Source organism: Cupriavidus sp. 96C5-1 (assembly GCF_057798855.1).
This window is the reverse complement of sequence record NZ_JBYOJU010000057.1, coordinates 28,997-49,666: the sequence shown is the minus strand read 5'-3', so window position 1 is coordinate 49,666 and position 20,670 is coordinate 28,997. Positions and strand designations below refer to the sequence as shown.

Annotated in this window: 19 protein-coding genes; 9 read left to right on the top strand and 10 right to left on the bottom strand. The window is 67.1% G+C overall.

Translation table 11 applies throughout. The annotated features are described in order from the left end of the window. The first annotated feature begins 66 nt into the window (after positions 1 to 66). Positions 67 to 732 (top strand): methyltransferase family protein, encoded by a 666-nt coding sequence (locus AC3FOF_RS39190; protein ID WP_488729678.1) that lies wholly within the window; start codon positions 67 to 69, stop codon positions 730 to 732. An 8-nt stretch (positions 733 to 740) separates the two neighbouring features. Here AC3FOF_RS39190 and AC3FOF_RS39185 read toward each other — a convergent pair whose 3' ends face one another. Next, the gene (locus tag AC3FOF_RS39185; RefSeq protein WP_488729677.1) at positions 741 to 2,936 is read right to left on the bottom strand and encodes a GGDEF domain-containing protein; all 2,196 of its coding nucleotides are present in this window, start codon (positions 2,934 to 2,936) and stop codon (positions 741 to 743) included. 73 nt (positions 2,937 to 3,009) lie between these two features. Here AC3FOF_RS39185 and AC3FOF_RS39180 point away from each other — a divergent pair, with 73 nt between their 5' ends. Next, positions 3,010 to 5,472 (top strand): TonB-dependent siderophore receptor, encoded by a 2,463-nt coding sequence (locus AC3FOF_RS39180; RefSeq protein ID WP_488729676.1) that lies wholly within the window; start codon positions 3,010 to 3,012, stop codon positions 5,470 to 5,472. Here the strand turns inward: AC3FOF_RS39180 and AC3FOF_RS39175 are convergent. From AC3FOF_RS39175 to AC3FOF_RS39160, 4 genes are all read right to left on the bottom strand, one after another. Continuing rightward, on the bottom strand, positions 5,456 to 6,757 hold the full coding sequence (locus tag AC3FOF_RS39175; RefSeq protein WP_488729675.1) for an RNA polymerase sigma factor: 1,302 nt from the start codon (positions 6,755 to 6,757) through the stop codon (positions 5,456 to 5,458). The two genes, AC3FOF_RS39180 and AC3FOF_RS39175, sit on opposite strands and share 17 nt — an antisense overlap. A 19-nt stretch (positions 6,758 to 6,776) precedes the next feature. Next, on the bottom strand, positions 6,777 to 7,184 hold the full coding sequence (locus AC3FOF_RS39170; protein WP_276263665.1) for a VOC family protein: 408 nt from the start codon (positions 7,182 to 7,184) through the stop codon (positions 6,777 to 6,779). An 85-nt stretch (positions 7,185 to 7,269) separates the two neighbouring features. Next, on the bottom strand, positions 7,270 to 7,683 hold the full coding sequence (locus tag AC3FOF_RS39165; RefSeq protein WP_017225806.1) for a YciI family protein: 414 nt from the start codon (positions 7,681 to 7,683) through the stop codon (positions 7,270 to 7,272). A 163-nt stretch (positions 7,684 to 7,846) separates the two neighbouring features. Further along, positions 7,847 to 8,200 carry a YciI family protein gene (locus tag AC3FOF_RS39160; protein ID WP_017225807.1) on the bottom strand — a complete coding sequence of 118 codons (354 nt, stop codon included), beginning with the start codon at positions 8,198 to 8,200 and terminating at the stop codon, positions 7,847 to 7,849. 378 nt (positions 8,201 to 8,578) lie between these two features. Here AC3FOF_RS39160 and AC3FOF_RS39155 point away from each other — a divergent pair, with 378 nt between their 5' ends. From AC3FOF_RS39155 to AC3FOF_RS39135, 5 genes are all read left to right on the top strand, one after another. Continuing rightward, positions 8,579 to 10,078: a hypothetical protein gene (locus AC3FOF_RS39155; RefSeq protein WP_488729674.1), complete on the top strand. Its 1,500-nt coding sequence runs from the start codon at positions 8,579 to 8,581 to the stop codon at positions 10,076 to 10,078. Between the two features lie 95 nt (positions 10,079 to 10,173). Further along, positions 10,174 to 11,409 (top strand): SpoIIE family protein phosphatase, encoded by a 1,236-nt coding sequence (locus tag AC3FOF_RS39150; protein ID WP_035809313.1) that lies wholly within the window; start codon positions 10,174 to 10,176, stop codon positions 11,407 to 11,409. A 7-nt stretch (positions 11,410 to 11,416) separates the two neighbouring features. Continuing rightward, positions 11,417 to 11,986: a SiaB family protein kinase gene (locus tag AC3FOF_RS39145; RefSeq protein WP_017225810.1), complete on the top strand. Its 570-nt coding sequence runs from the start codon at positions 11,417 to 11,419 to the stop codon at positions 11,984 to 11,986. Between the two features lie 22 nt (positions 11,987 to 12,008). After that, positions 12,009 to 12,398: a DUF1987 domain-containing protein gene (locus AC3FOF_RS39140; protein WP_017225811.1), complete on the top strand. Its 390-nt coding sequence runs from the start codon at positions 12,009 to 12,011 to the stop codon at positions 12,396 to 12,398. Positions 12,399 to 12,405: 7 nt separating this feature from the next. After that, a complete protein-coding gene (locus tag AC3FOF_RS39135; RefSeq protein ID WP_276263668.1) occupies positions 12,406 to 13,143 on the top strand; it encodes a GGDEF domain-containing protein in 738 nt (245 codons plus the stop codon). Between the two features lie 37 nt (positions 13,144 to 13,180). Here the strand turns inward: AC3FOF_RS39135 and AC3FOF_RS39130 are convergent, their stop codons facing one another. The 4 genes from AC3FOF_RS39130 to AC3FOF_RS39115 form a co-directional block, all read right to left on the bottom strand. Then, positions 13,181 to 14,131 carry an ABC transporter substrate-binding protein gene (locus AC3FOF_RS39130; protein ID WP_488729673.1) on the bottom strand — a complete coding sequence of 317 codons (951 nt, stop codon included), beginning with the start codon at positions 14,129 to 14,131 and terminating at the stop codon, positions 13,181 to 13,183. A gap of 20 nt (positions 14,132 to 14,151) precedes the next feature. Then, the gene (locus AC3FOF_RS39125) at positions 14,152 to 15,249 is read right to left on the bottom strand and encodes an LLM class flavin-dependent oxidoreductase (RefSeq protein WP_488729672.1); all 1,098 of its coding nucleotides are present in this window, start codon (positions 15,247 to 15,249) and stop codon (positions 14,152 to 14,154) included. A gap of 376 nt (positions 15,250 to 15,625) precedes the next feature. Further along, entirely contained in the window at positions 15,626 to 16,015 is a 390-nt protein-coding gene (locus AC3FOF_RS39120) for a hypothetical protein (RefSeq protein WP_488729671.1), read from the bottom strand. 405 nt (positions 16,016 to 16,420) lie between these two features. Beyond that, positions 16,421 to 18,124, bottom strand: a complete 1,704-nt coding sequence (locus tag AC3FOF_RS39115; protein WP_488729670.1) for a hypothetical protein — start codon at positions 18,122 to 18,124, stop codon at positions 16,421 to 16,423. A gap of 133 nt (positions 18,125 to 18,257) precedes the next feature. Between AC3FOF_RS39115 and AC3FOF_RS39110 the strand changes: the two genes are divergently transcribed. After that, entirely contained in the window at positions 18,258 to 19,151 is an 894-nt protein-coding gene (locus tag AC3FOF_RS39110) for a LysR family transcriptional regulator (protein WP_276263673.1), read from the top strand. A 147-nt stretch (positions 19,152 to 19,298) separates the two neighbouring features. Next, positions 19,299 to 19,622 carry a hypothetical protein gene (locus AC3FOF_RS39105; RefSeq protein ID WP_488729669.1) on the top strand — a complete coding sequence of 108 codons (324 nt, stop codon included), beginning with the start codon at positions 19,299 to 19,301 and terminating at the stop codon, positions 19,620 to 19,622. A 194-nt stretch (positions 19,623 to 19,816) separates the two neighbouring features. Here the strand turns inward: AC3FOF_RS39105 and AC3FOF_RS39100 are convergent, their stop codons facing one another. Next, entirely contained in the window at positions 19,817 to 20,587 is a 771-nt protein-coding gene (locus AC3FOF_RS39100) for a ferredoxin--NADP reductase (RefSeq protein WP_017225833.1), read from the bottom strand. Between the last annotated feature and the right edge of the window lie 83 nt (positions 20,588 to 20,670).

The window sequence follows — 20,670 nt, the reverse complement described above, 5'->3', positions numbered from 1 at the left end:
ATCTCGTATGCCGCCCGATAAAAAAAGACAGAGAGATACCAGGGAATGATCGACGATTGCGATGCAATGCCGGCCAAGACGGCGGCGATCCACCATCCGGCCTGGCCCATGCGCCCGCAACTGCGCGAGATGGTCGTCGAAATCTCCGCCCGCCTCGTCGTCGGCCTGCTGTTGAGCGTGTTCGCCTATAGCGCCTTCGTGCAGTGGCGGCTGGCGCCGGAGCGCACCACCTTGCTGCTGATGATGACCGCCACGCTGGTCACCGTGGGACTATCGCTGTTCGCGCGCATCCCCGCCAGGCGGGATTTCCGGCCCATGAGCGTCGTGATGTCGGTCGGGGGGAGCTTTTACTTCCTCGGCATCGAACTTGAGCCCGGTGCTCGCGTGATCCCGGAAGCGGCCGGCGCCACCCTGGGCGTCGGCGGCATCCTGTGGCAGTTGTTCGCCAAGTTTTCCCTGCGCGATGCCTTCGGCATCCTGCCTGCCAATCGCGGGGTGGTATCGCGCGGCGCCTACCGCTTCGTCCGGCATCCTATCTACCTGGGCTACCTGGTGACAGACCTTGGCTTCCTGCTGACCAATCTCGGATGGCGCAATGCGCTGGTCTATGGCGGCCTGTACGCGCTGCAGACAGGGCGCATTTTCAGGGAAGAGCAATTCCTGGGCGAGGACCCGGCGTATCGAGCCTATCGGGCCAGAGTCCGCTACCGGGTGATTCCCGGGGTGTTCTGAACCGCCGGTCACGGCGGGGGGCCGCCATCCGCCAGCGCCGATGCCTCGACCTCGACCCGATCGCGCCCGGCCAGCTTGGCCCGGTATAGCAAGCGGTCCGCCCGCTTCAGCAGCGACTTGACGCTGGGTGCGTCCGCGCGCGCGGCGTATGCAACGCCGAAGCTCGCGGTCATGGTGAAGCCGGCGCCTTGCTCGACCGGCACCACGGCACGCGATAGCCTGAGACGCAGCCTTTCCACCATCTCAAGCACCTGCGCACGGTCCTGCACGCCGACCAGCACGGCGAACTCCTCGCCGCCGATGCGCGCAACCACATCGCCCTTGCGCCATGTTTCACGGCACAGATCGGCCATGCATTCGAGGGCGCGATCGCCCACGGCATGGCCATAGGTGTCGTTGATGCGCTTGAAATGGTCGATATCGATCATCACCAGTGCAAGATAGGGGGCCAGCACGTCCCGATCCAGAAAGGCCACCTGCGCACGGCTCTCGAAGGCGCGGCGATTGAGGAGCCGGGTCAGGGAATCGGTCTCCGCCATCGTCCTCAGTTCCGCGATCAGGCGCTGGCGCTCCTGCTCGAGCCGCGTCCTTTCGAGATCCTTGGCCTTCAATACCTGGACCGCATCGAAGAGTTCCTGTATCTCGCCGCGATACGCGTTCGGCGGCAGGTCGGCCGAGGGACCGCCCGCTGCGATGGCCCGGATGACGCGCGCAGCCTCGGCGAAAGGACGGATGACCTGTCGCCGGAACAGCCATACGCCCAGCGCCAGCGCGCACATCAAACTCGACAGGATGCCCGCGGCCCCGACCAGCCTGACCAGCATCGCGTGCCGGTGCAAGCGCACCTCCTCCTCGGCCAGCGCCAGCGCCTCATCCCGGAATTCGACGATCGGGCGCATCAGGGGCACATACCGTGCGGCAAACTCGCCGGTCGAGGCGGCCGCGCCGCCTGGAAGGCTGGCCAGCGCGCGAATCCGGGCCACATAGGCCAGACCCTCGCCAAAATACTTCCCGTTCACCCGGGCGAAGGCCCCGTGCGCCAGCGCCGCATCCTCCTGCACGCGGGTTCTCATGTATGCACCCAGCTGGTCAATGCCGCCGCGCGTGCGTTCGATGGCAAATTGCTCATCCTCCGTCAGCTGCCGCTGCGACACCAACGCCGCGGTGAAGCGCGAGCCTAATAGCCCGGCCTGTTCCCGGAGCGTCGCTGCCAGGCGCGCCGCCGTCATGCAATTCAGCGCGCTGGCGTCTCCGTTGAGCACGCCGGCGGTACTGGCGTTCGTGATCGGAGAGAAGTGCGGGATGACCTCCACCATGCGCATCACGGCCTGCTCCAGCGCCGGATCGGTGCGCTGCGCGCGTGGCACCCGGAGTACCCGGTCAATGTTCGCGCGCGCATCGGCCAGCGTGGCTTGCACGCGCTGCGCCGCTGCCCGTTCGTTCTCGCACCGGTCGCAGCCGGGCAGGCCGAGGAGCCCGACCAGTTGCGCGATGCGCGCATCGCTCTCGGCACGCGCCACCCGCAGCGCGGCCGCCCGCGCCTCCGGAAGCGGCACGTCTTCGCCCAGCACGCTGTTGGTTGGCCCCCGCTCCGCGGACACCTTCTCCATCGCAAGCAATGTGGCCCGGAAGACCTGGAAATGAGTCAGAGCGTACTCTGCCCTTGTATATGCGCTCCACTGGTGAATCAGGAGCCCGCTCGCCAGTACCAGAAACAGGAGGCCCAGCGCGCTGGCAATGATCCCAAACCGCCGGTCGACCGACATGGTTGGCAAGACAAATCTAAGCATCTTGGACAGACTCGGCTTCAGCAATTCAAACGTAAGCGTGGGCCCGGTACCGGATCGACATTGGCTGGAATCTGCGCAACGCCCAAACAGCCGGACTCTGGCCGGAAGTCCTGGCCAGCGCTCCGCGCGGGGTATTACCCGCACATGCCGGGCTTGCGTGCGGTTGTTGCAGCATACCGACGCGTCTCCCTGTGTGCCTCGGTGCGGTCTGCGAGGCGTTATCCATGCTGGATTTCCTTTGCCGGGAAACCAGCGTCGGCGGCGCATCCGTGCGGCGCTGACGGATTCTAGCGCAGGGACCCGGCCTGGAACGGAATCGGGAAGGCGCTTGCCCTGCCGGCCCGGCTGACAGCCGGGCGCGACGGCGATCCTGGCCGCTCCATTGCCCACGCCAGAAAAAATCCCGCCACCCATGACACTTTTTCCGGCCTCGGCTGGCAAGGAGCATGAATCCCAGACTCCGAACCACCGAAAGGACTTTATCCGCATGGCCGTCGCCCGTCCGCGCTGCTCCGAGCGCCCTCTCCCCCAAGCCATCCGCCTGGCGCTGCTGGCCATGGCGTTCGCCGGCGCGGCGACGCCCCCGGCCGTGCACGCCGCCACGGATGCGGCCAGTCCCACGCAAGCCGATGCCACGGCCGCCCGGGACTACAACATCCCCGCCGGCCCGCTGGGCCGCACGCTGTCCGCCTTTGCCGCCAATGCCGGCATCGCGCTGTCGTTCGATCCGGCGCTGACGGAAGGCCTGGCCAGTCCGGCGCTCTCGGGACGCTATACGGAGCGCGCGGCGCTGGAGCAGTTGCTGGAAGGCAGCAACCTAGCGCTGCGCCCGCGCGCCGACGGCAGCTATACGCTGGCCCGGCGGCCCGTCGCGGCTGCCGCGCCGCATTCCCAGGGCATCGCCCTGCCGACGGTGGTGGTGACCGCGCAGGCCGATACGGAAACCGCCCGCGGTCCGGTCAGCGGCTATGTGGCGAAGCGCTCGTCCAGCGCCAGCAAGACCGATTCCAGCCTGATGGAGACCGCGCAATCGGTCTCGGTCATCACGCGCGACCAGCTCTCCGACCAGGCGGTGCAAACCGTGGGCGACGCGCTCAAGTACACGGCCGGCGTCAATGCGGATCCCTTCGGCGCCGATGTGCGCGCCGACTGGTTCTATATCCGCGGCTTCAATGCCGATGCCTATTGGGACGGCCTGCGTGTACCGCAGATCGCCAATCGCGTGGGCAGCTATGCGGCGTTCCGCGTGGATCCGTCTTCGCTGGAGCGGGTGGAAGTGCTGCGCGGCCCGAGTTCGGTGCTGTACGGCGCCGGCAACCTGGGCGGCTTCGTCAACCTGATCAGCAAGGATCCCAGCGCAGAGCCGTTCCACGAGCTGGCGCTGGACTACGGCTCGCACAACCGCCGCCAGGTGCGGGTGGATACCACCGGCGCACTGAACCAGGACGGCACCCTGCAGTACCGCTTCAACGGCCTGGGCCGCCTGAGCGGCACGCAGGTCAACAACATCACCGACGACCGCCTGAACCTGAACCCAACGCTCACCTGGCGCCCCGACGGACGCACCAGCCTGACCCTGTCCGCCACCTATATGCGCGACAACATGGGCTCAGCCGCCACCTACGGCCCGGCGGCCGGCATGGTCACGCCGACGGTCTACGGCCGCATTCCCACCAGCCTGCTGACGGGGGACCCCGGCTTCGACCGCTATCTCAAGACGCAGGTCGCGGTGGGCTACCGGCTGGAGCATCGCTTTGCCGACAACCTGACCTTCCGGCAGAACGTGCGCTACACGCACCTGGACCTGGACTACCGCTCCCTCTTCGGCAAGGCGCTGCTGGCAGACCAGCGCACGCTGACCCGCACCGCCTACCAGGCCCGCCCCATCCTGAACGGCGTGCAGGTGGACAACCATATGCAAGTCAACACCGCCACCGGGCCGCTGACGCACAAGATCGTGGGGGGCGTGGACTACCAGTGGCAGGGATTCCAGAACCGCGTGTGGAGCGGTAGCGCGCCATCGCTGAATCTCTATGCGCCGGTCTATGGCGTCAACGCCACGCTGCCAGCCAGCCCCACCACCAGCACGGACCAGGCACAGAGCCAGCTTGGCCTCTACCTGCAGGACCAGCTGCGCTGGGAGCGCTGGGTGCTTTCCGTCGGTGGCCGGCAGGACTTTACGCACGCGTCCACCAACAACAACCGCAACGGCACCAAAGTCACGCAAGACCCCGGCAAGTTCACCTACCGCGCCGGGCTGCTCTATGAATCGCCGCTGGGCCTGTCGCCGTACGCCAGCTACTCGACCTCCTTCCTGCCCACGCTTAGCACCAACCTGGCCGGCGATCCGCTGAACCCCACCACCGGGCAGCAGTACGAGGCGGGCATCAAGTACCAGCCACCCGGATCCGGATCGATGTTCACGGCAGCGGTATTCAACCTCACCCAGCAAAACGTGGCGACGGCGGATCCCGCCAATCTGGCCAACACCATCCAGACCGGCGAGATCCGCACGCGCGGCGTGGAGCTGGAGGGCAAGCTGAGCGTGACGCCGCGCCTCAACCTGGTTGCCAGTTATACCTACCAGGAGCCGGTGGTGACCCGCAGCAACGGCACCGATCGCGGCAAGCGGCCCTACGGCGTGCCGCGCCAGATGGCATCGGCCTGGGCCGACTACACCTTGCCGCCGGTGGAAGGCGTGCGCGTGGGCTTTGGCGCCGGTGTGCGCTATCTCGGCGATACCGCCGGCGACACGGCCAATACCTTCAATGCGCCGGCCGCGACACTCTTCGATGCGGCGATCCATGCGGATATCGGCCCGCGCTGGCGGCTGCAGCTCAATGCGTCCAACCTGTTCAACCGCGAATACGTGGCCGGCTGCAACTCCAGCGTGCAGTGCTACTACGGCAACGGCCGCACCATCGTCGGCAGCATCAGCACGCGCTGGTAGGCCGGCAACGCGCCGCGCCTGCTTCCCGCGCCCGCCCCAGCAGGAATTCACGCTCGCGCGCGTTGCGGGTCATGGCGGCGGCGCGCTCGAACTCGGCGCGCGCCTCGTCGAGGCGGCCGAGCCTGAACAACAGGTCGCCACGCACGCTGGGGAGCAAGTGGTACTTCGCCAGCGACGGTTCCGCCGTGAGCGCATCGGCGATGTCCAGGCCGGCTTCGGGACCGAATGCCATCCCCACCGCCACCGCGCGGTTCAGTTCCACCACCGGGGACGGCGCCACCTGGGATAGCGCGTCGTAGAGTGCGGCGATCTGTGCCCAGTCGGTCTGCGCGGCGACCGGCGCACGGGCGTGGCAGGCGGCCAGCGCCGCCTGCAGGGCATATGGCCCCAGCGCCCCGCCAAGCGCCTGCGCATGCTCCAGCGCGGCCAGCCCGCGCCGGATCAGCAGTGGATCCCAGCGGCCGCGGTCCTGGTCGAGCAGCAGCACCGGGCGCCCCTGCGCGTCCACCCGCGCGTGCGTGCGCGAGGCCTGGATCTCCATCAGCGCCACCAGCCCGTGCACCTCGCTTTCCTCCGGCGCCAGCCCGGCCAGGGTGCGGCCCAGGCGCAGCGCTTCCTCGCACAGGGCGGGCCGCATCCAGTCATCGCCGGCGGTAGCCGAATAACCCTCGTTGAAAATCAGGTAGATCACCTCCAGCACCGAAGCCAGGCGCGGCGCGCGCGCCTGCGGCCCCGGCACCTCGAAAGGCACGCGCGCCGCGCCCAGGGTGCGCTTGGCGCGCACGATGCGCTGGGCAATGGTCGCCTCCGGGGTCAGGAAGGCCCGCGCGATTTCCCCGGTGGAGAGCCCGCCCAGCAGGCGCAACGTCATGGCCACCCGCGCGTCGGTGGAGAGCACCGGGTGGCAGGCGGTGAAGATCAGGCGCAGCAGGTCGTCGCCGATATCGTCCTCGCGGGCGGCATCGAGGGCATCGACGAAATCCGGCACCACATGCGCCTCCAGCGCTTCGAGATCCTGGCCGATCTGCTCGTGCTTGCGCGCGTGCAGCGCCTGCTGGCGCAGGTAGTCGAGCGCGCGGTTCTTCGCGGTGGTCATCAGCCAGGCCCCCGGGTTGTCCGGCACGCCCGTGTCGGTCCAGCGCTCCAGCGCGGCTACCAGCGCGTCCTGCGCCAGTTCCTCGGCCAGGCCCACGTCGCGCACCACGCGCGCGACGTGGGCGATGACCCTGGCGGATTCGATCCGCCATACGGCTTCGATCGCCCGATGCATCGGCACAGTGGTCATATTGCGAGCGCCGCGCGCCTCAAGCCTGGCCCGCCGCCGACGGCTCCATGTACACCAGCTCCCAGATATGCCCATCGAGATCCTCGAAACCGTGGCCATACATGAAGCCGTGGTCCTGCGGCGCGCGTGGCGACGTAGCACCGGCGGCCACCGCCCTGGCAACCAGGTCGTCCACCTCGGCGCGGCTCTCGCAGGAAATGCAGATCAGCACCTCTGTGCTCTGCGTGGTATCGCACAGCGTCCGGGTGGTGAAGGTCTGGAAGAATTCCCTGACCAGCAGCATCGCGTGGATGTTCTCGCCGATCACCATGCAAGCGGCGTTCTGATTGGTGAACTGCGGGTTGAAGCTGAAGCCCAGTCCCTTGAAAAAGGCTTGCGAGCGCTGCACGTCGGCCACGGGTAGATTGACGTAGATTTGTTTGTGCATGATTTCTCCTGTTTGGCGACAGCGCGTAATCCGAAGGCCCGCGCGTGTTTGCCCGTCCGCTTCGGTTTAGGATATGCGGAAAATTTCAGTGCTGGCCCACGCCCAGGTCGCGCAAGCGCTCCACCGCCTGGCCGGGCTCGAAATCCTCCAGTTCGAACAACTGCCGCACCTCGATCTCGCCGTCGGCCATTTCGCCATGGGGCGCGGGAAAACGGCGCGCCCATTCCATCGCCTCTTCCCGGCTGCGCACCTGGATCAGCGTATAACCCGCCACCAGTTCCTTCGACTCCGTGAACGGCCCGTCGATGGCCGTGCGCTGGCCGCCGGCATAGCGGATGCGCCAGCCGGCAGAGGTGGGCTTGAGCCCGGCGGCGTCGAGCAGCACGCCCGCTTTTGCCAGTGCCTCATGGTAGGCCGCCATGGCGGCCATCAGCCCTTCTTCCGGCATCGTGCCGGCTTCAGTGCCTTGCGTGCCTTTTACCAGGATCATGAATCGCATTGCGGTTCTCCTTGCGCTTTCGATTGCCGGTCTTGGCGCCATCCGGTTCCGGTGGCGCTTACCGGTACGACGAACCACGATCCGCCGGATCGACAGCCGATGCGGGAAAACCTGGGAACCTAGGGTAACTACCTAACAAGCCGCGCGAATGCAGGCGACGGCATCACAGGAAGCAAGGCCCGACCTCGCGGACTTCCACCGTGCACCAGGCCGCGGCGGGACAGTCGGCGGCAATGGCGATCGCTTCGTCCTGTGTGGCGCAGTCGAGCAGGAAGTAGCCGCCGATCATCTCCTTGGCCTCGGCAAAGGGACCATCGAGCAGGTCGCGGCGGCCTGCGCGCACCTGCACGCGAACGCCGCTGGCGTCCGATGTGAGCGAGTTACAGCCAAGCAGCAGGCCACGTTCGGTCAGGCCGCCGGCAAACTGCGTCATGCTGGCGTAGGCCTGGCGCCCCTCTTCCAGCGTGCGTTCGGCGCGCTGGCCCACGGGTTCGACGATCAGCAACATGTACGGCATAGGGTCTCCAGTTCCATTCGATCCGGTTCAGTCCAGTCCAGGGTGCGATCCGCTGTCCGGCTTCCGATTTCCAATTGCGGGCCCGTCCATCCATGGGAGAAGCGGCAGATAAAGGCCTGGGATATGGGAGCCAGGTGGGAGCCAGGTAACCCGGTGCGGCGCGGTACCGGCGCAATATACGCAGCGGGCATGTCTACCGTGCACATCGTGCCTGTCTGGCGTGCGGGCCGCAAGCGGCCGGCACGTCTTCGCGGTTGGGTTGCATTCCTGGCGGTTAATTGCGGTTAGAACCCGACTGCAACCAGTTGCCCGCCCTTGCCAACCCGGATCGACGGTTTAACATGTCGACCTTGCTCCACCCGGCCCCAAGGTCTTCCGATGCCAGCCAAGCTACAGCCCACCAACCATCCCTCGTACTGCATCGACGGCGATACCGTGCTCTGGCACGGCCGGCCGCTCTGGGCCAAGGACGGCAGCCCCCTGCCCGTCGCGCATCCCCGGGCATTCCGCTGCGTCGCCGGGCGCTGGTTCACCGATGGCGAGCACGTCATCGTGCAGGCGCAGCAGGGCAGCGGCTCCGTCTACTACTATTTCTACCGTATCGAAGACCCCGACCTGGCCACCTTCGAGGTCCTCAACGAGCGTTACGCCCGCGATGCCCGCCAGGCCTACTACATCACTGGCAAGACCATCCGCACCCGCAGCCCGCTGGCCTTCCGCCCGCTGGCCTACCAGGGGTGGCGATGGCCTGAGAACGGCCCCCTGGAACCCGTGGAATGCGTGCATGCCTACTACGCGGTGGACCATGAGGCGGCCTACCTCAACGGCAAGCGCATCGCCGGCGCCGACGGCGCCACCGTGGTGGGCTTCGACGGGAGCTATATCGCCGATGCCAGCCACGTCTACTATCATGGCCGCCGCATCGAGGCTGACCGGGCCAGCTTTGTGGTGGCGCCCAACGGCGACGGCCCGCTTCAGATGACCGACAGGATCGGTCCCATCGACCACGGCAAGCGCCAGACCGTGATCGACAACGGCGAGGCAGAGCGATGGCGGGATTTCTTCACCGCCCTTCCGGCGCTGCAGGACTACTGGTGGCACCGCCTGCAGGCGCCGGCCGCGCGCCCACGGGAAGTCGAGTACGGCGGCCACCGCCTGACCGGGCTCGACCCGGACAGCTTCGCCGTGCACGAACTGCGGCTGGTCCACGGCCTTCCCGGCGTGTTCTGCGGCGATGCCCGCGGCATTCACTGGCTGTACAGTTGCGGCGAGGGCCACTGCGAACTGATCCCGCTCTCCACGCAACCGATCACCGGACTGCGGCAACTCGACGAGCACTATGTCAGCGACGGCGTCACCGTGTTTTTTGTGCCGAACCACTATGAAACGCCGCAGGCCCTGCGCAAGGTCGATCCCGCCGCCTTCACGGTGCTGCGTGGCGGCTGGGCCCGCGACGCCGGCCGCGCGTTCTATCTGGGCACGGTGAAGAAAGGCGTGGCCCCGCAGGCGCTGCGGCTCGAAGGTTGCTATGCCTGGGACGCGGACCAGTTGTTCTGCGACGGCAAGCCGCTCAAGGTTGGCGTGCCGCATGACACCCTGCAGGTGCCCCATCCGGGCTTCCTGCTGGCCGGCGACCAGCTTTTCTTCGGCCGCCGCCCGGTATCGGCCAGGCGCGTCCACCTGCCCACCCTCGAATTCCTGGACCACGACTTCGCGCGCGACCGCAAGCACGCCTACATCGTCGGCTACATCAGCCTGGTGGCGATCGACGGCGCCGATCCGGCCAGCTTCCGCGTGCTGGGCAAGGGCCGCGCCGCCGACGCCATGCGCGAATACGATGCGGGCGCCCTCAAGGACGCTACCGCGCCGGCCGATTGATCGGCCCGGGCCGCCCGGCCTTGATCAAGTGTCACATAAGCGACATGTAAGCGACATACAATCGGCGCCTTCCCAATAATCCGAATGGCCTGGCGATGTCTGACGTCCCGGTTGACTCCCATGTGGCTCGCTCCCGCTTCCGGCAGCCCTGTGCCGAGGATCTGTGCGTTGCCACGCCATCGGTGACCACCGGGCACAACAACCAGGAAGTCCTGGATGTGTTCGGCAAGCACCGGGATCTCGCCAGCCTGCCGGTGACCGAGGATGACAGGCCGATCGGCCTGATCAACCGTGCGATCTTCATGTCGCAGATGAGCAAGCCCTATCATCGCGAGCTCTACGACCGCAAGAGTTGCATCGCCTTCATGGACAAGGAGCCGCTGGTGGTCGATGCCGGGATGAGCATCGAGGCCCTGACGTTCAAGGCCGTCGAATACGGCGAAAAAGCGCTCGCCGACGGCTTCATCGTCGCGCAGGACGGCCGCTTCCTCGGCATCGGGCATGGCTTGCAGCTGATGCGCGCGGTCGCCGACATGCAGGCCGAGAAGAACCGGCAGATCATGCACAGCATCGACTATGCCAGCACCATCCAGCGCTCGATGCTGCGCCCCTCGCGCGAGGCGCTCGCCCGCACCCTTGGCGATGCGGGCCTGGTGTGGGAGCCGCGCGATGTGGTCGGCGGCGACTTTTATCACTTTGCCGCCTTCGACGACGGCTGGTTCGCCGCGCTGGCCGATTGCACCGGCCACGGCGTGCCGGGCGCGTTCATGACGCTGATTTCCTCGTCCATCCTGATCCAGGCCATCGAGCAGCGGGGTCCGCGCGATCCCGGCGCACTATTGATGGCGGTCAACCGCGGCATCAAGCAGATGCTGGGGCAGACGGAAGCCCATGACGGTGCGCCCGAATCGAACGACGGCATGGATGCCGCGTTCTTCTGGTACGACAACGCCAGCCGCCGACTCTCCTTCGCCGGCGCCAAGAGCGCCCTGTTCGTGCTCCATCCCGGCGACGAAGAAGGGGAAATGGTGGACGGCGAACGCATGGGGGTCGGCTATGTCGACACCGACATGGATTTCGCCTGGCAGAACCGCCTCGTCCAGACACAGCCGGACAGCGTGGTGTTCGTGACCACCGATGGGCTGATCGACCAGATCGGCGGCCCCCGGGAAATCGCCTTTGGCAAGCGCCGCATCCGCGAGGCGATCCGCGCCAACCGGCATGCCAGCGCCGCGCAACTCAACCAGGCCGTGCTGGACCGGTACCGTGCCTGGCAAGGCCATCATCGCCGACGTGACGATCTCACCTTCTTCTGCTTTCGCGTCCAATAGCCCTGATATGAACGGTACTTCGATTGACAACGAATATGGGGCATTCTTCGATATGGCCCGTGAACGCAACGTGATCTTCTACTACGTCGGATATTTCTCCCAAAACATTATCGCGGCGATGTCCGACGCGGTCCGGCTGCAGCTGACGATCACCGGCGTCGATGGCACGACCCGGCGCAAGCTGTTCTCCTCGTTTGTCGAGATGGCGCAGAATATCGTGCACTACTCGTCCGACGCGCTCACGCCGCCAACCCAGGACACCAATCAGTTGCGGCACGGCTCGGTCTGCATCAGCATGCTCGACGACCGCTACCGGCTGATGTGCTCCAATCCGGTGGCGATCGCCAGGGTCGGTCAGCTTCGCGCCGCGCTGGAGCCATTGCGCACCATGACGCTGGAACAGATCAAGCAGGCCTACAAGGAAACCATGCGTGCCGAAGCGCCGGAGGGCAGCAAGGGTGCCGGCCTGGGTTTCCTGACGGTGGCGCGCGACGCCAGCGCCCCGCTCGAATACAGCTTCCAGCCTATCGACACCGATCCGGTGTCGACGATGTTCCACCTCACCGCCACGATCTGAACGGGATGAAAAAGGGAAAGTAATGGAAAACCTGTTCATTGCCGCCACACCGACATCGCCCGAGGTGAGCTTCGATTTCGGGCAGCATACGCTGTCGCTCAAGGGCGAGTCCTATCCGGAAAACGCCGCCGCGTTCTATGGCGATGTGATCGTCCGCCTGCGCCGCTACCTGGCCGCCTGCGAAGGCGCCGAGGTCACGGTCCACGTCGCGCTGACGTATTTCAACAGCTCCAGCACCAAGGTGCTGTTCAGCATGTTCGACGCCATGAACGATGCGGCCGACAAGGGCAACCGGGTGATCCTGCATTGGTATCACGACGTGGACGACGATACGATCCTGGAGTTCGGCCAGGAACTGCACGCCGATTTCCCGGCCATCGAATTCTTCGACCACGCCACCACGGCGAGCTGACCCGCGGATGACCGAGCCCGACCTTTTCGATTCGGAAAACAGCGTCCTGGCTGGCGCCAAGGCAGTATTCGGCAATCCCCATGCCGGCAGCGAAGCGTACCGCGACACGCTCGGCCAGCTGATTGCCTATTACGAGCGGCTGATGCGCGAGACGCGCCGACTGATACGGCGCAGCGACCGGGAAGAGCTGGAGATGAACCGGCTCAACCATCGCCTGCAGGAACTGGCGCGCGAGCTGGAGTTCCGCGCCACGCGCGACACCCTGACCGGCGCGCTGAATCGCGGTGCGATCATCGAGCAGGCTGGCATCATCCTCGCCGGCGGCAGCCTCGCCCTGATCGTGCTCGATATCGACCACTTCAAGCGGGTCAACGATACGCTCGGCCACCCGGTCGGCGACACCGTGATCCGTGGCGTCGTCGGCTGCCTGGAGCGGACGGTGCAGGACGCCGGGATGATCGGCCGGGTCGGCGGCGAGGAGTTCGCGGCACTGGTGCCCGGGCTTTCGCTCGACGCCGCGGTAGGCCTGGCGGAACGCATGCGGCTGCATATTGCGGGCCATGCGTTCGCCGTGCCCCCCGGCATGCAGATCACGGCCAGTTTCGGCGTCAGCTGGAGCCCGCGCGGAACGGGTTTCGATCAGGCATATGGGCATGCGGACGCGGCGCTGTACGAGGCCAAGCGCGGTGGCCGCAACCGAGTCGTGAGCTTGACCGGGTCCGACCTCGCCCCGCCGCTGCACTAAGCATCCAGGCGGATTGCCGGGCGCGTGGCGTGCTGCGCTATGCGGCCAGCGGAAAGCGCGTATCGAACGTGGTCCGCACATCCAGCCGCTGCTTGAGCAGCCCGGCCTTCAGGTAAAAATCCGCCGTACGCTGCTGCTCGGCGATCACCTGCGCGTCGATATTGCGCCATTGCGTGCGGCGCCGCTCGAACTGCAGCCGGGCCGCCTCCGGCGGAATGCCGATGATGCGCGCCAGCGCCGCCGAGAAGCTGTCCACATGCTGGTACGACCAGACCTGCGCGCGCACCACGCGTTGAAGGAAATCGCCCAGCAGCTCGCGCCTGGCGGCCAGCGCGCTGTCCGTCGCCGCGAGATAGCTGAGCCCGGACCACAGGCCCCGGCCGCTGACCAGGACACGGGCATGCCCGCTGGTTTCCGCCAGCGCCGTATAGGGCTCCCAGGTGGCCCACGCATCGATGGAGCCATTGACCAGCGCAAGCTTGGCGTCCGCCGGCGGCAGGAAGCGCAGGCTGGCGTCCTCCGGCTTGAGGCCGGCCGACTCCAGCGCCTTCAGCGCGACGAAATGGCCGATCGACCCGCGATTCGTGCCGATGTTCCTGCCGCGCAGATCGGCCGCCGTCCTGAGGGGCGAATTCGCCCGCACCAGCACGGCCGTGCCGAACGGGTCCGAGCGGTTGGCGCCGATGATCTTGATGGGCGTGCCGGCTGCCAGCGCAAAGATGGCCGGCGCGTCGCCGATGGGGCCCGAGTCCACCGCCCCCGCGTTGAGCGCCTCGGCCAGCGGCGCGGCGGCGGGAAACTCGGTCCACTGGATGTCGTAGGCGAGCCCCTTCAGCTCGCCCGCGCTTTCCAGCAAGGCACGCAGGCCGCCCTTCTGGTCGCCGGCCCTGAGCACGGGGCGGCCCTGCGCGGAAACGCAGAGCGGCAAGGCCGCGCCTGCCGCCGCCGCCGCGCCGAAGCGCAGGAATCGTCTTCGGGATGCCGTCATATTGCCGCTCGCCATCCCCTTCAGGCTGCCTTGCGGCCGGCACCCGCCGCCGCTTCGCGCTGCGCCACCAGCGCCCGCACGCGCGGGATCAGCTCGCGGCCATAGTCCACGGCATCTTCCAGCGGATCGAAGCCGCGGATCAGGAAGGTGGTCACGCCGAGATCGTAGTAATCCAGCAGCGCATCGGCCACCTGCTCCGGCGTGCCCACCAGCGCGGTGGAGTTGGAGCGCGCGCCGGTCAGCCTGGCGAGTTCCGTCCAGAGGCGCTTGTCCACACGCGGCCCCTGCTCGGCGGCGGCCAGCAGGCGGCGCGCGCCTTCGCTTTGCTGGGGTCCGCCCTGCCCCAGGCCAGCGGCATCGCGCAGGCGGCGCGTCTGCGCCAGGATGCCGTCCGCGCGCGCCCACGCCTGCGTTTCCGTTTCGGCCAGGATCGGCCGGAACGAGACCGAGAAGCGCACCTGCCGGCCGTTCCGGGCCGCTTCGGCGCGCACGCGCGTGGTGATGTCGCGCACCTGCTCGAGCGATTCGCCCCACAGCGCATAGACATCGGCGTGGCGGCCGGCCACATCGATCGCCGCCTCCGACGCACCGCCGAAGAAGATCGGCACATGCGGCTGCTGCACGGGTTTGACCTCGGAAAAACCCTGCCTGAAACGGTAGTGCCTGCCTTCGTGATCGAACGGTTTTTCCTCGGTCCAGATACGGCGCAGGATGCCCAGGTACTCGTCGGTGCGCCCGTAGCGATCATCGTGCCCAAGGAAATCGCCGTCGCGCTGCTGCTCCGGGTCCGAACCGCCGGAGATGAAGTGCACGCCAAGCCGGCCACCGCTGAACTGGTCGAGCGAGGCGATCTGCCTGGCCGCCAGCGTCGGCGCGGTAAAACCCGGGCGATGGGCCAGCATGAAATGCACGCGCTCCGTCACCGCGGCCGCATAGGAGATGGTGAGCGTGGCCGACGGGCCGGTGGAGTGATGCGGCACCAGCACGCGGTCGAAACCGGCGTTCTCATGCGCTTGCGCAAAGACGCGCACATAGTCGCGATCCACCACCGGTCCGCTGGCCGGATGGATCTCCGACTGTTTCTGGCTCTGGATCATGCCAATGATCTCGACGCTCATCGTAGGCTCCTGTCCCTGGTTTGTGCCTGGTTTTGCGAAGGCTGCGGTGCCATCAAGCCCGGCACCGCACTGACAAGACATGAACATACGCCGCGCCGGTCCGATCCTTAAGGAATAAGAACGAGGGTCGATATGCGGATTTGCAGGGCAGCCCGCCGCAGCGGTTAAACCTGCCGCCGTCCGCCACACGCCATGCACCGATCGCGCCGGCCTCCCTGCCCGTCACGCCTGCCCATGCCAAAACGCCGCCTTCATCGGGGGACATCGTGGACCGGTTCAACGGTATGCCGGTGCGGCGCGGCTGGCACGGAACCGGCGCCATCTTGCCGATGGCGCCGGTTCGGACAGCGCAGGGCTATATTCCGCGGCAGCGCGACTAGCCGGCGGCAGCGCTCTTCAAGCCGTTCGACACGCCTTGTGCCGCTTCCTTGCACCACTGCTTGGCGCCAAGCTTGCTGCTTTCAATCCCTTCTTCCTTGCCGTCAGCCATCTGCACCTTACCGCGCAGACCTATGGCCTCGCTGGCGTCGCCCCCGCTTGTGTCTACGCCCGGGATCGCGGCGATCAGACCCACCATCTTCCTGGCGTTCCTGACGCTATCCTCCTTCAGGAAGCCCTTTCCCACACAGTAGCTGGTGAGGCCGGCGACGTTGCGGGACATGTCATACATTCCCTTGAGCGCAGCCGGGTCTGCTTGTGCATGCGCCGGAGCGGAGAGCGCGATCATGCTTGCAGCCATCAGGAATGCTGAAATCTTCTTTTTCATCTCTCTCTAATCTCTCTCTATTCATTCAAACGCAGGGTTTCTCGATCCAGGTCTTCCGGGCGAGCCGCGAAGCATACTATACATCACATGTATGCCACCCCCCGGGCACGGCTCTGCATGGCGCTGCGGCCGCGCCATGCCTGCACCCCGCTTCCCGCTGGCGCGCGGGTGGCTTCAGGTTGCTACATGCCGTTGCCGCCTTCCACCCTGCCGGTCGAGATCTCGGCCCCGCCCGCGACGGCGGTGCGGATACCGCGCACGGAATTTGCGCCTGCCCGTCCTCCTCCGGCTTGCCCAGCCAGAGTTGCGCGAACAATCCGTCTTTGGCGGAATAGCCGCCGAACCAGTCGACCAGTCGACCAGTTGGCCGATGTAGCACTGGCCGCCGATCCAGACCGGTTCTGGTCAGGCCAGAACGGCCTCCCCATCCAGCAACCCTCGCCAATAAAGCTCCGCCGCCGCCAGCACGGTGCGCATCTGCGTGGTGTGCGCCAGCCGGAAGGCATCCCCATAGACGGTCTGGTCGGGGAACTCCGGTACCAGCGTGAACGGCACCGTGGAGCGATGGTCTTCCATCACCATGCACGGAATGCCATGCAGCACCGGTAGCGGCATCTCGCCATAGTGCGCGTGCCAGGTCGCCAGGCAGCGCGCGTTGAATGCGGCGAGCTTGGGATCGCTGGCCAGTTCGGCCGTGAGCGCCTGCAGGAAGGCCATGCCATTGAGGCCGGCATGGTGGCGCAGGATGAGGAAGAAGCCCTTCGGGATGGTCCACTGCTCGAAGCCTTGCGGGATATAACCGTTGAGCGGACGCGTCCATTCATGCGCCGGGTAGCCGTGGAGGCTCAGGTGCAGGCGGGCGCCGGTGCGCTCGATGGCCTCCAGGCGGGCCGCCTTCTCGCCGTATGGCGGCGCGGCGCGGGCTTCGAGATCGTCGCCCAGCGCCGAGTAGCGCGCGGCGTGCAGCATATGGCGCGGATTGTCCTCGCGCAGGGCCAGATGCAGTGCCGAGCCATCGGGATTTTCCGAGGCGATCACCGCGAAGTGCGCGCCGGCGCGCTGCGCCAGCGCCCGGGCCGCGCGCAGCGCGCCGACCACCCCGGAAGTCTCGTTGGCATGCTGCCCGCCTGTCACCACCAGTCCGGGCAAGGCGCCTGCCACATGGAGGCCCAGCACCTGCCGCCCCTGCGCGGTCGGCACGCCGAAACGCGTACTGCCAGCCACGGCCAGGGCCTCCATTTCCCGCTCCACCTCGCCGGGTGCAAGCGGGCGGTCCAGGCTCTCCAGCGCGGGCGCCCGGCCACTTTCCGGCGTGACGGCGGGATGGGACAGCAGCGCCACGCGCACCTGCGTGGGCCCCTCGGCGGCGCGCAGGCGCGGCACGATCTGGCCCGGCTGCAGGGTACGGTCGCCATCCGGCACGCCCGCGCGGCGCTGGAAGAAGGCGAGCACCGAGAAGTAAAGGTCCTCGTGCAGCGCTTCGCGGGTGCTGATGCACTCGTCAAGGTAAGGCAGGCGGCGCTCGATGCCGCCGGTGGCAATGTCGATCTCCAGCGTATCGAAATACGGTGTTGCCCTGGACCAGGTGTGGGCGCGCACCGCATCCATCGCCACGGCGTAAGCGGCCTCGAAATCGGTCTGCAGGGGCCCGTCCTCGATCCATTGCCCGTCCTGCCAGACCCGCAGCCAGCCGCAGATGGAACCGTCGGCGCGATGCGGCACGAAGACGCGCTGCGCCTCGCCATCGATCTCGACATAGCCGTGCAGTGGTTCGTCGCCCGCCGTGAACACCAGTTCGGTGTCGGCCAGCAGGCCGGCCAGTGGATAGGCTTCCAGGCGGAAGCGCCGTGCATCCCCGGCCGGCGTGCGGATCGCCACGCGCCGGGGCCGCGCCGCCGCCACCTCCTCAAGGAAGAAATGCAGCAACGGCTTATAGGCGCTGCGCAGCCGCGCCTGCGTGCCGGCCGCGGCAAGCCGGCGCTCGGCCGTGCGGCGTGCCGCTTCGTCCTCGAACAGCCACGCCTCGATACGGGTTGCCGGGCTGGCGCTGAAGCGCTCGACCAGGCGATCGAGGGTGCGGGGAATGGTGGCGTTCACCAGTGTTGTCATGCGCCAACTCCTTGTAGGGATGCGGCTGGCGCGGCGGGCACCGCGCACCGGCAAGCTCGGGATTGGCGATTATATGCGTAGGAAATATAATCTATCCATTGAATATGCATCATGGTTAATATGCGAGATGAGTATGAACCTGCATGACCTGGAGGCCTTCCTGGCCGTCGTGGAAACGGGCTCCATCGTCGGCGCCGCATCGCGCCTGCACCTTACCCAGCCCGGCATCACCCGCCGCATACAGAGCCTGGAGGAACTGCTGGGCACGGTGCTGCTCGACCGCCAGTCCAAGCCTTTGCGGCCCACCACCGCCGGGCGCGAAACCTACGCGCACGGCCGCCGGGTGTTACGCGCCATCGACGACCTGCGCGCCGGCCTCTCGGCCGACGCCGAGGTGGGCGGCGAATTCCGCCTTGGCATCACGCCCTACCTCTCGGAGATCGCGCTGGCCGAGCCGATCGACCAGCTCCACCGCGAGTTCCCCGCCCTGGTCCAGCGCATCACCACCGGGTGGCCGGCGGCCATGGCCGAGCAATGCCGCCGCGGCGAGATCGATGCGGCGGCCTTCTGCCTGCCCGAAGGCACGGCCCCGCCTGATGGCCTGGAAGCGGAGGATCTGGGCATGCAGGACATCCTGCTGGTGGCGGCCAGGGACCTGGCCCTGCCACCGGCCGCCGCCCTGCGCGATCTGGCCGCCTACCCGTGGATCCTCAACCAGGACGGCTGCGGCTTCCGCAGCGCCATCCGCCAGCGCCTGAGCGCGCAGCGGCTACCCTTGCGCATCGGCATCGAAGCGCACAGCACGGAACTGCGGCTTTCGCTGGTGGCGCGCGGGCTCGGCATCGGGCTGGCGACGCCTTCCGCGCTGGCCCACAGCGCATGGCGGGACGCGCTGCGGGTCGTCGAAGCCGAGGATTTCACGCCGCGCGTCACGGCCTGGCTGGTGCATCACACGCCGGCGAGCCGGCTGTCGCGCCCGCTGGCGCGCCTGGGCGAAGCGCTGCGGGCAGCCTTGCAGCGGGCCTGATACCGGCACGGGCGGCCCGCGCCGGCCGCTGCCGGCACGCCTCGCCCACCGCATATCGATAGCGGATTTTCTTCGTTCGCGCGGCGTGGCGCCCGCTCTAAGCTGGGGCCGGACCATAAAAAAGCGCCATGGCGGCGCCGGCGCAGCATGAACCACCCCGAGCACTTCATCACCCCGGCCATCGATGCCGGCCAGGCAGCGCAGGCAACGCGCGGCTTCGGCGAAACCGATGTGCTTTCAGCGCTTACGCTGCCGGAGCCGGGCGCAGGTTTGGGAAGCGGCACCAGGCCCGACGGCGCCCACAGGCGGCTATCGCAGGCCGGACGATGGAAAGGGTTGGCAGGGGCCATCGCCGGCACGGCCGGGCTCTGGCTGGCGCTTGGCACGGCGCCGGCGTGGGCGCATCTGGCCGGCGTGTTCCTGGCCAGCTTCGGTCTCTATGTCTGGGTGATGTCCCGTCAGCAGGACTAGAAAGGCGGGAAAAAACCGGAAGGCCTCGGAAGGCCAGAAACACAAAACGGCTCCTGGGCGGAGCCGTTCGCAGGCATGCGGAAGGCCGGCATGGCGCCGCGGCCGTGCGCCTTGCCAAGCGCGCGGGACTGCGGCACAACCGGGCTTTCAAGCGGGCCTGGCCGGGTCCCGAAGGTAGCAGGCCCGTGCGGCACTCAGCCTACAAATGCCTTTTCAAGCACAAAATGCCCTGGCTCGCTCATATTGCCTTCCGTGAACGCCTGCTCGGTCAACATGGCGCGGATGTCCTTGAGCATATCCGGGCTGCCGCACAGCATGATGCGGTCGTTCTCCAGCGAGAACGGTGCCACGTCCAGGCGCTCGAACAATTCGCCAGAGGCGATCAGGTCGGTGATGCGGCCCTTGTTATCGAACTCCTCGCGGGTGACGGTGGGGAAATAAACCAGCTTTTCACGGATCAGGTCGCCCAGGTGCTCGTGCTGCGGCAGGTGCTCCGAGATCAGCTCGCGGTAGGCCAGTTCCTCGACATAGCGACAGGTGTGGGTCAGCACGACCTTGTCATAGCGCTCATACACTTCCGGGTCGCGGATGATCGACAGGAACGGGGCCAGGCCGGTACCGGTCGCCAGCAGCCACAGGGTCTTGCCCGGCAGCAGGTTGTCGACCAGCAGCGTGCCGGTGGGCTTCTTGCCAACGAAGATCTGGTCGCCTTCCTTCAAGTGCTGCAGGCGGGAAGTCAGCGGGCCGTCAGGCACCTTGATGCTGAAGAACTCGAGCGTTTCCTCGTAGTTGGCGCTGGCGATGCTGTAGGCACGCAGGAGTGGACGGCCATTCACTTCCAGGCCAACCATGGCGAACTGGCCGTTTTCGAAACGGAAGCCGGGGTCGCGGGTGCAGGTGAAGCTGAAGAGCGTGTCGGTCCAGTGATGGACGGAGAGGATGGCTTGCTGGTTGAGATTGCTCATAAAAAAGCGCGAAACGCGCTGTATAGCGCCGGCGACGGTGGGCCTGATGCCAGTGGCTGGGCGATAGCTTGCCGGTTGCGTTC

Excerpts from the sequence above, each read along its gene's own strand:
- AC3FOF_RS39185 (WP_488729677.1), bottom strand. The coding sequence starts at position 2,936 with ATGGGTGGCGGGATTTTTTCTGGCGTGGGCAATGGAGCGGCCAGGATC.
- AC3FOF_RS39100 (WP_017225833.1), bottom strand. The coding sequence starts at position 20,587 with ATGAGCAATCTCAACCAGCAAGCCATCCTCTCCGTCCATCACTGGACC.
- AC3FOF_RS39170 (WP_276263665.1), bottom strand. The coding sequence starts at position 7,184 with ATGCACAAACAAATCTACGTCAATCTACCCGTGGCCGACGTGCAGCGC.
- AC3FOF_RS39110 (WP_276263673.1), top strand. The coding sequence starts at position 18,258 with ATGAACCTGCATGACCTGGAGGCCTTCCTGGCCGTCGTGGAAACGGGC.
- AC3FOF_RS39145 (WP_017225810.1), top strand. The coding sequence starts at position 11,417 with ATGAACGGTACTTCGATTGACAACGAATATGGGGCATTCTTCGATATG.
- AC3FOF_RS39150 (WP_035809313.1), top strand. The coding sequence starts at position 10,174 with ATGTCTGACGTCCCGGTTGACTCCCATGTGGCTCGCTCCCGCTTCCGG.
- AC3FOF_RS39120 (WP_488729671.1), bottom strand. The coding sequence starts at position 16,015 with ATGAAAAAGAAGATTTCAGCATTCCTGATGGCTGCAAGCATGATCGCG.
- AC3FOF_RS39140 (WP_017225811.1), top strand. The coding sequence starts at position 12,009 with ATGGAAAACCTGTTCATTGCCGCCACACCGACATCGCCCGAGGTGAGC.
- AC3FOF_RS39165 (WP_017225806.1), bottom strand. The coding sequence starts at position 7,683 with ATGCGATTCATGATCCTGGTAAAAGGCACGCAAGGCACTGAAGCCGGC.
- AC3FOF_RS39175 (WP_488729675.1), bottom strand. The coding sequence starts at position 6,757 with ATGACCACTGTGCCGATGCATCGGGCGATCGAAGCCGTATGGCGGATC.
- AC3FOF_RS39160 (WP_017225807.1), bottom strand. The coding sequence starts at position 8,200 with ATGCCGTACATGTTGCTGATCGTCGAACCCGTGGGCCAGCGCGCCGAA.
- AC3FOF_RS39190 (WP_488729678.1), top strand. The coding sequence starts at position 67 with ATGCCGGCCAAGACGGCGGCGATCCACCATCCGGCCTGGCCCATGCGC.
- AC3FOF_RS39115 (WP_488729670.1), bottom strand. The coding sequence starts at position 18,124 with ATGACAACACTGGTGAACGCCACCATTCCCCGCACCCTCGATCGCCTG.
- AC3FOF_RS39105 (WP_488729669.1), top strand. The coding sequence starts at position 19,299 with ATGAACCACCCCGAGCACTTCATCACCCCGGCCATCGATGCCGGCCAG.
- AC3FOF_RS39155 (WP_488729674.1), top strand. The coding sequence starts at position 8,579 with ATGCCAGCCAAGCTACAGCCCACCAACCATCCCTCGTACTGCATCGAC.
- AC3FOF_RS39135 (WP_276263668.1), top strand. The coding sequence starts at position 12,406 with ATGACCGAGCCCGACCTTTTCGATTCGGAAAACAGCGTCCTGGCTGGC.
- AC3FOF_RS39125 (WP_488729672.1), bottom strand. The coding sequence starts at position 15,249 with ATGAGCGTCGAGATCATTGGCATGATCCAGAGCCAGAAACAGTCGGAG.
- AC3FOF_RS39180 (WP_488729676.1), top strand. The coding sequence starts at position 3,010 with ATGGCCGTCGCCCGTCCGCGCTGCTCCGAGCGCCCTCTCCCCCAAGCC.
- AC3FOF_RS39130 (WP_488729673.1), bottom strand. The coding sequence starts at position 14,131 with ATGACGGCATCCCGAAGACGATTCCTGCGCTTCGGCGCGGCGGCGGCG.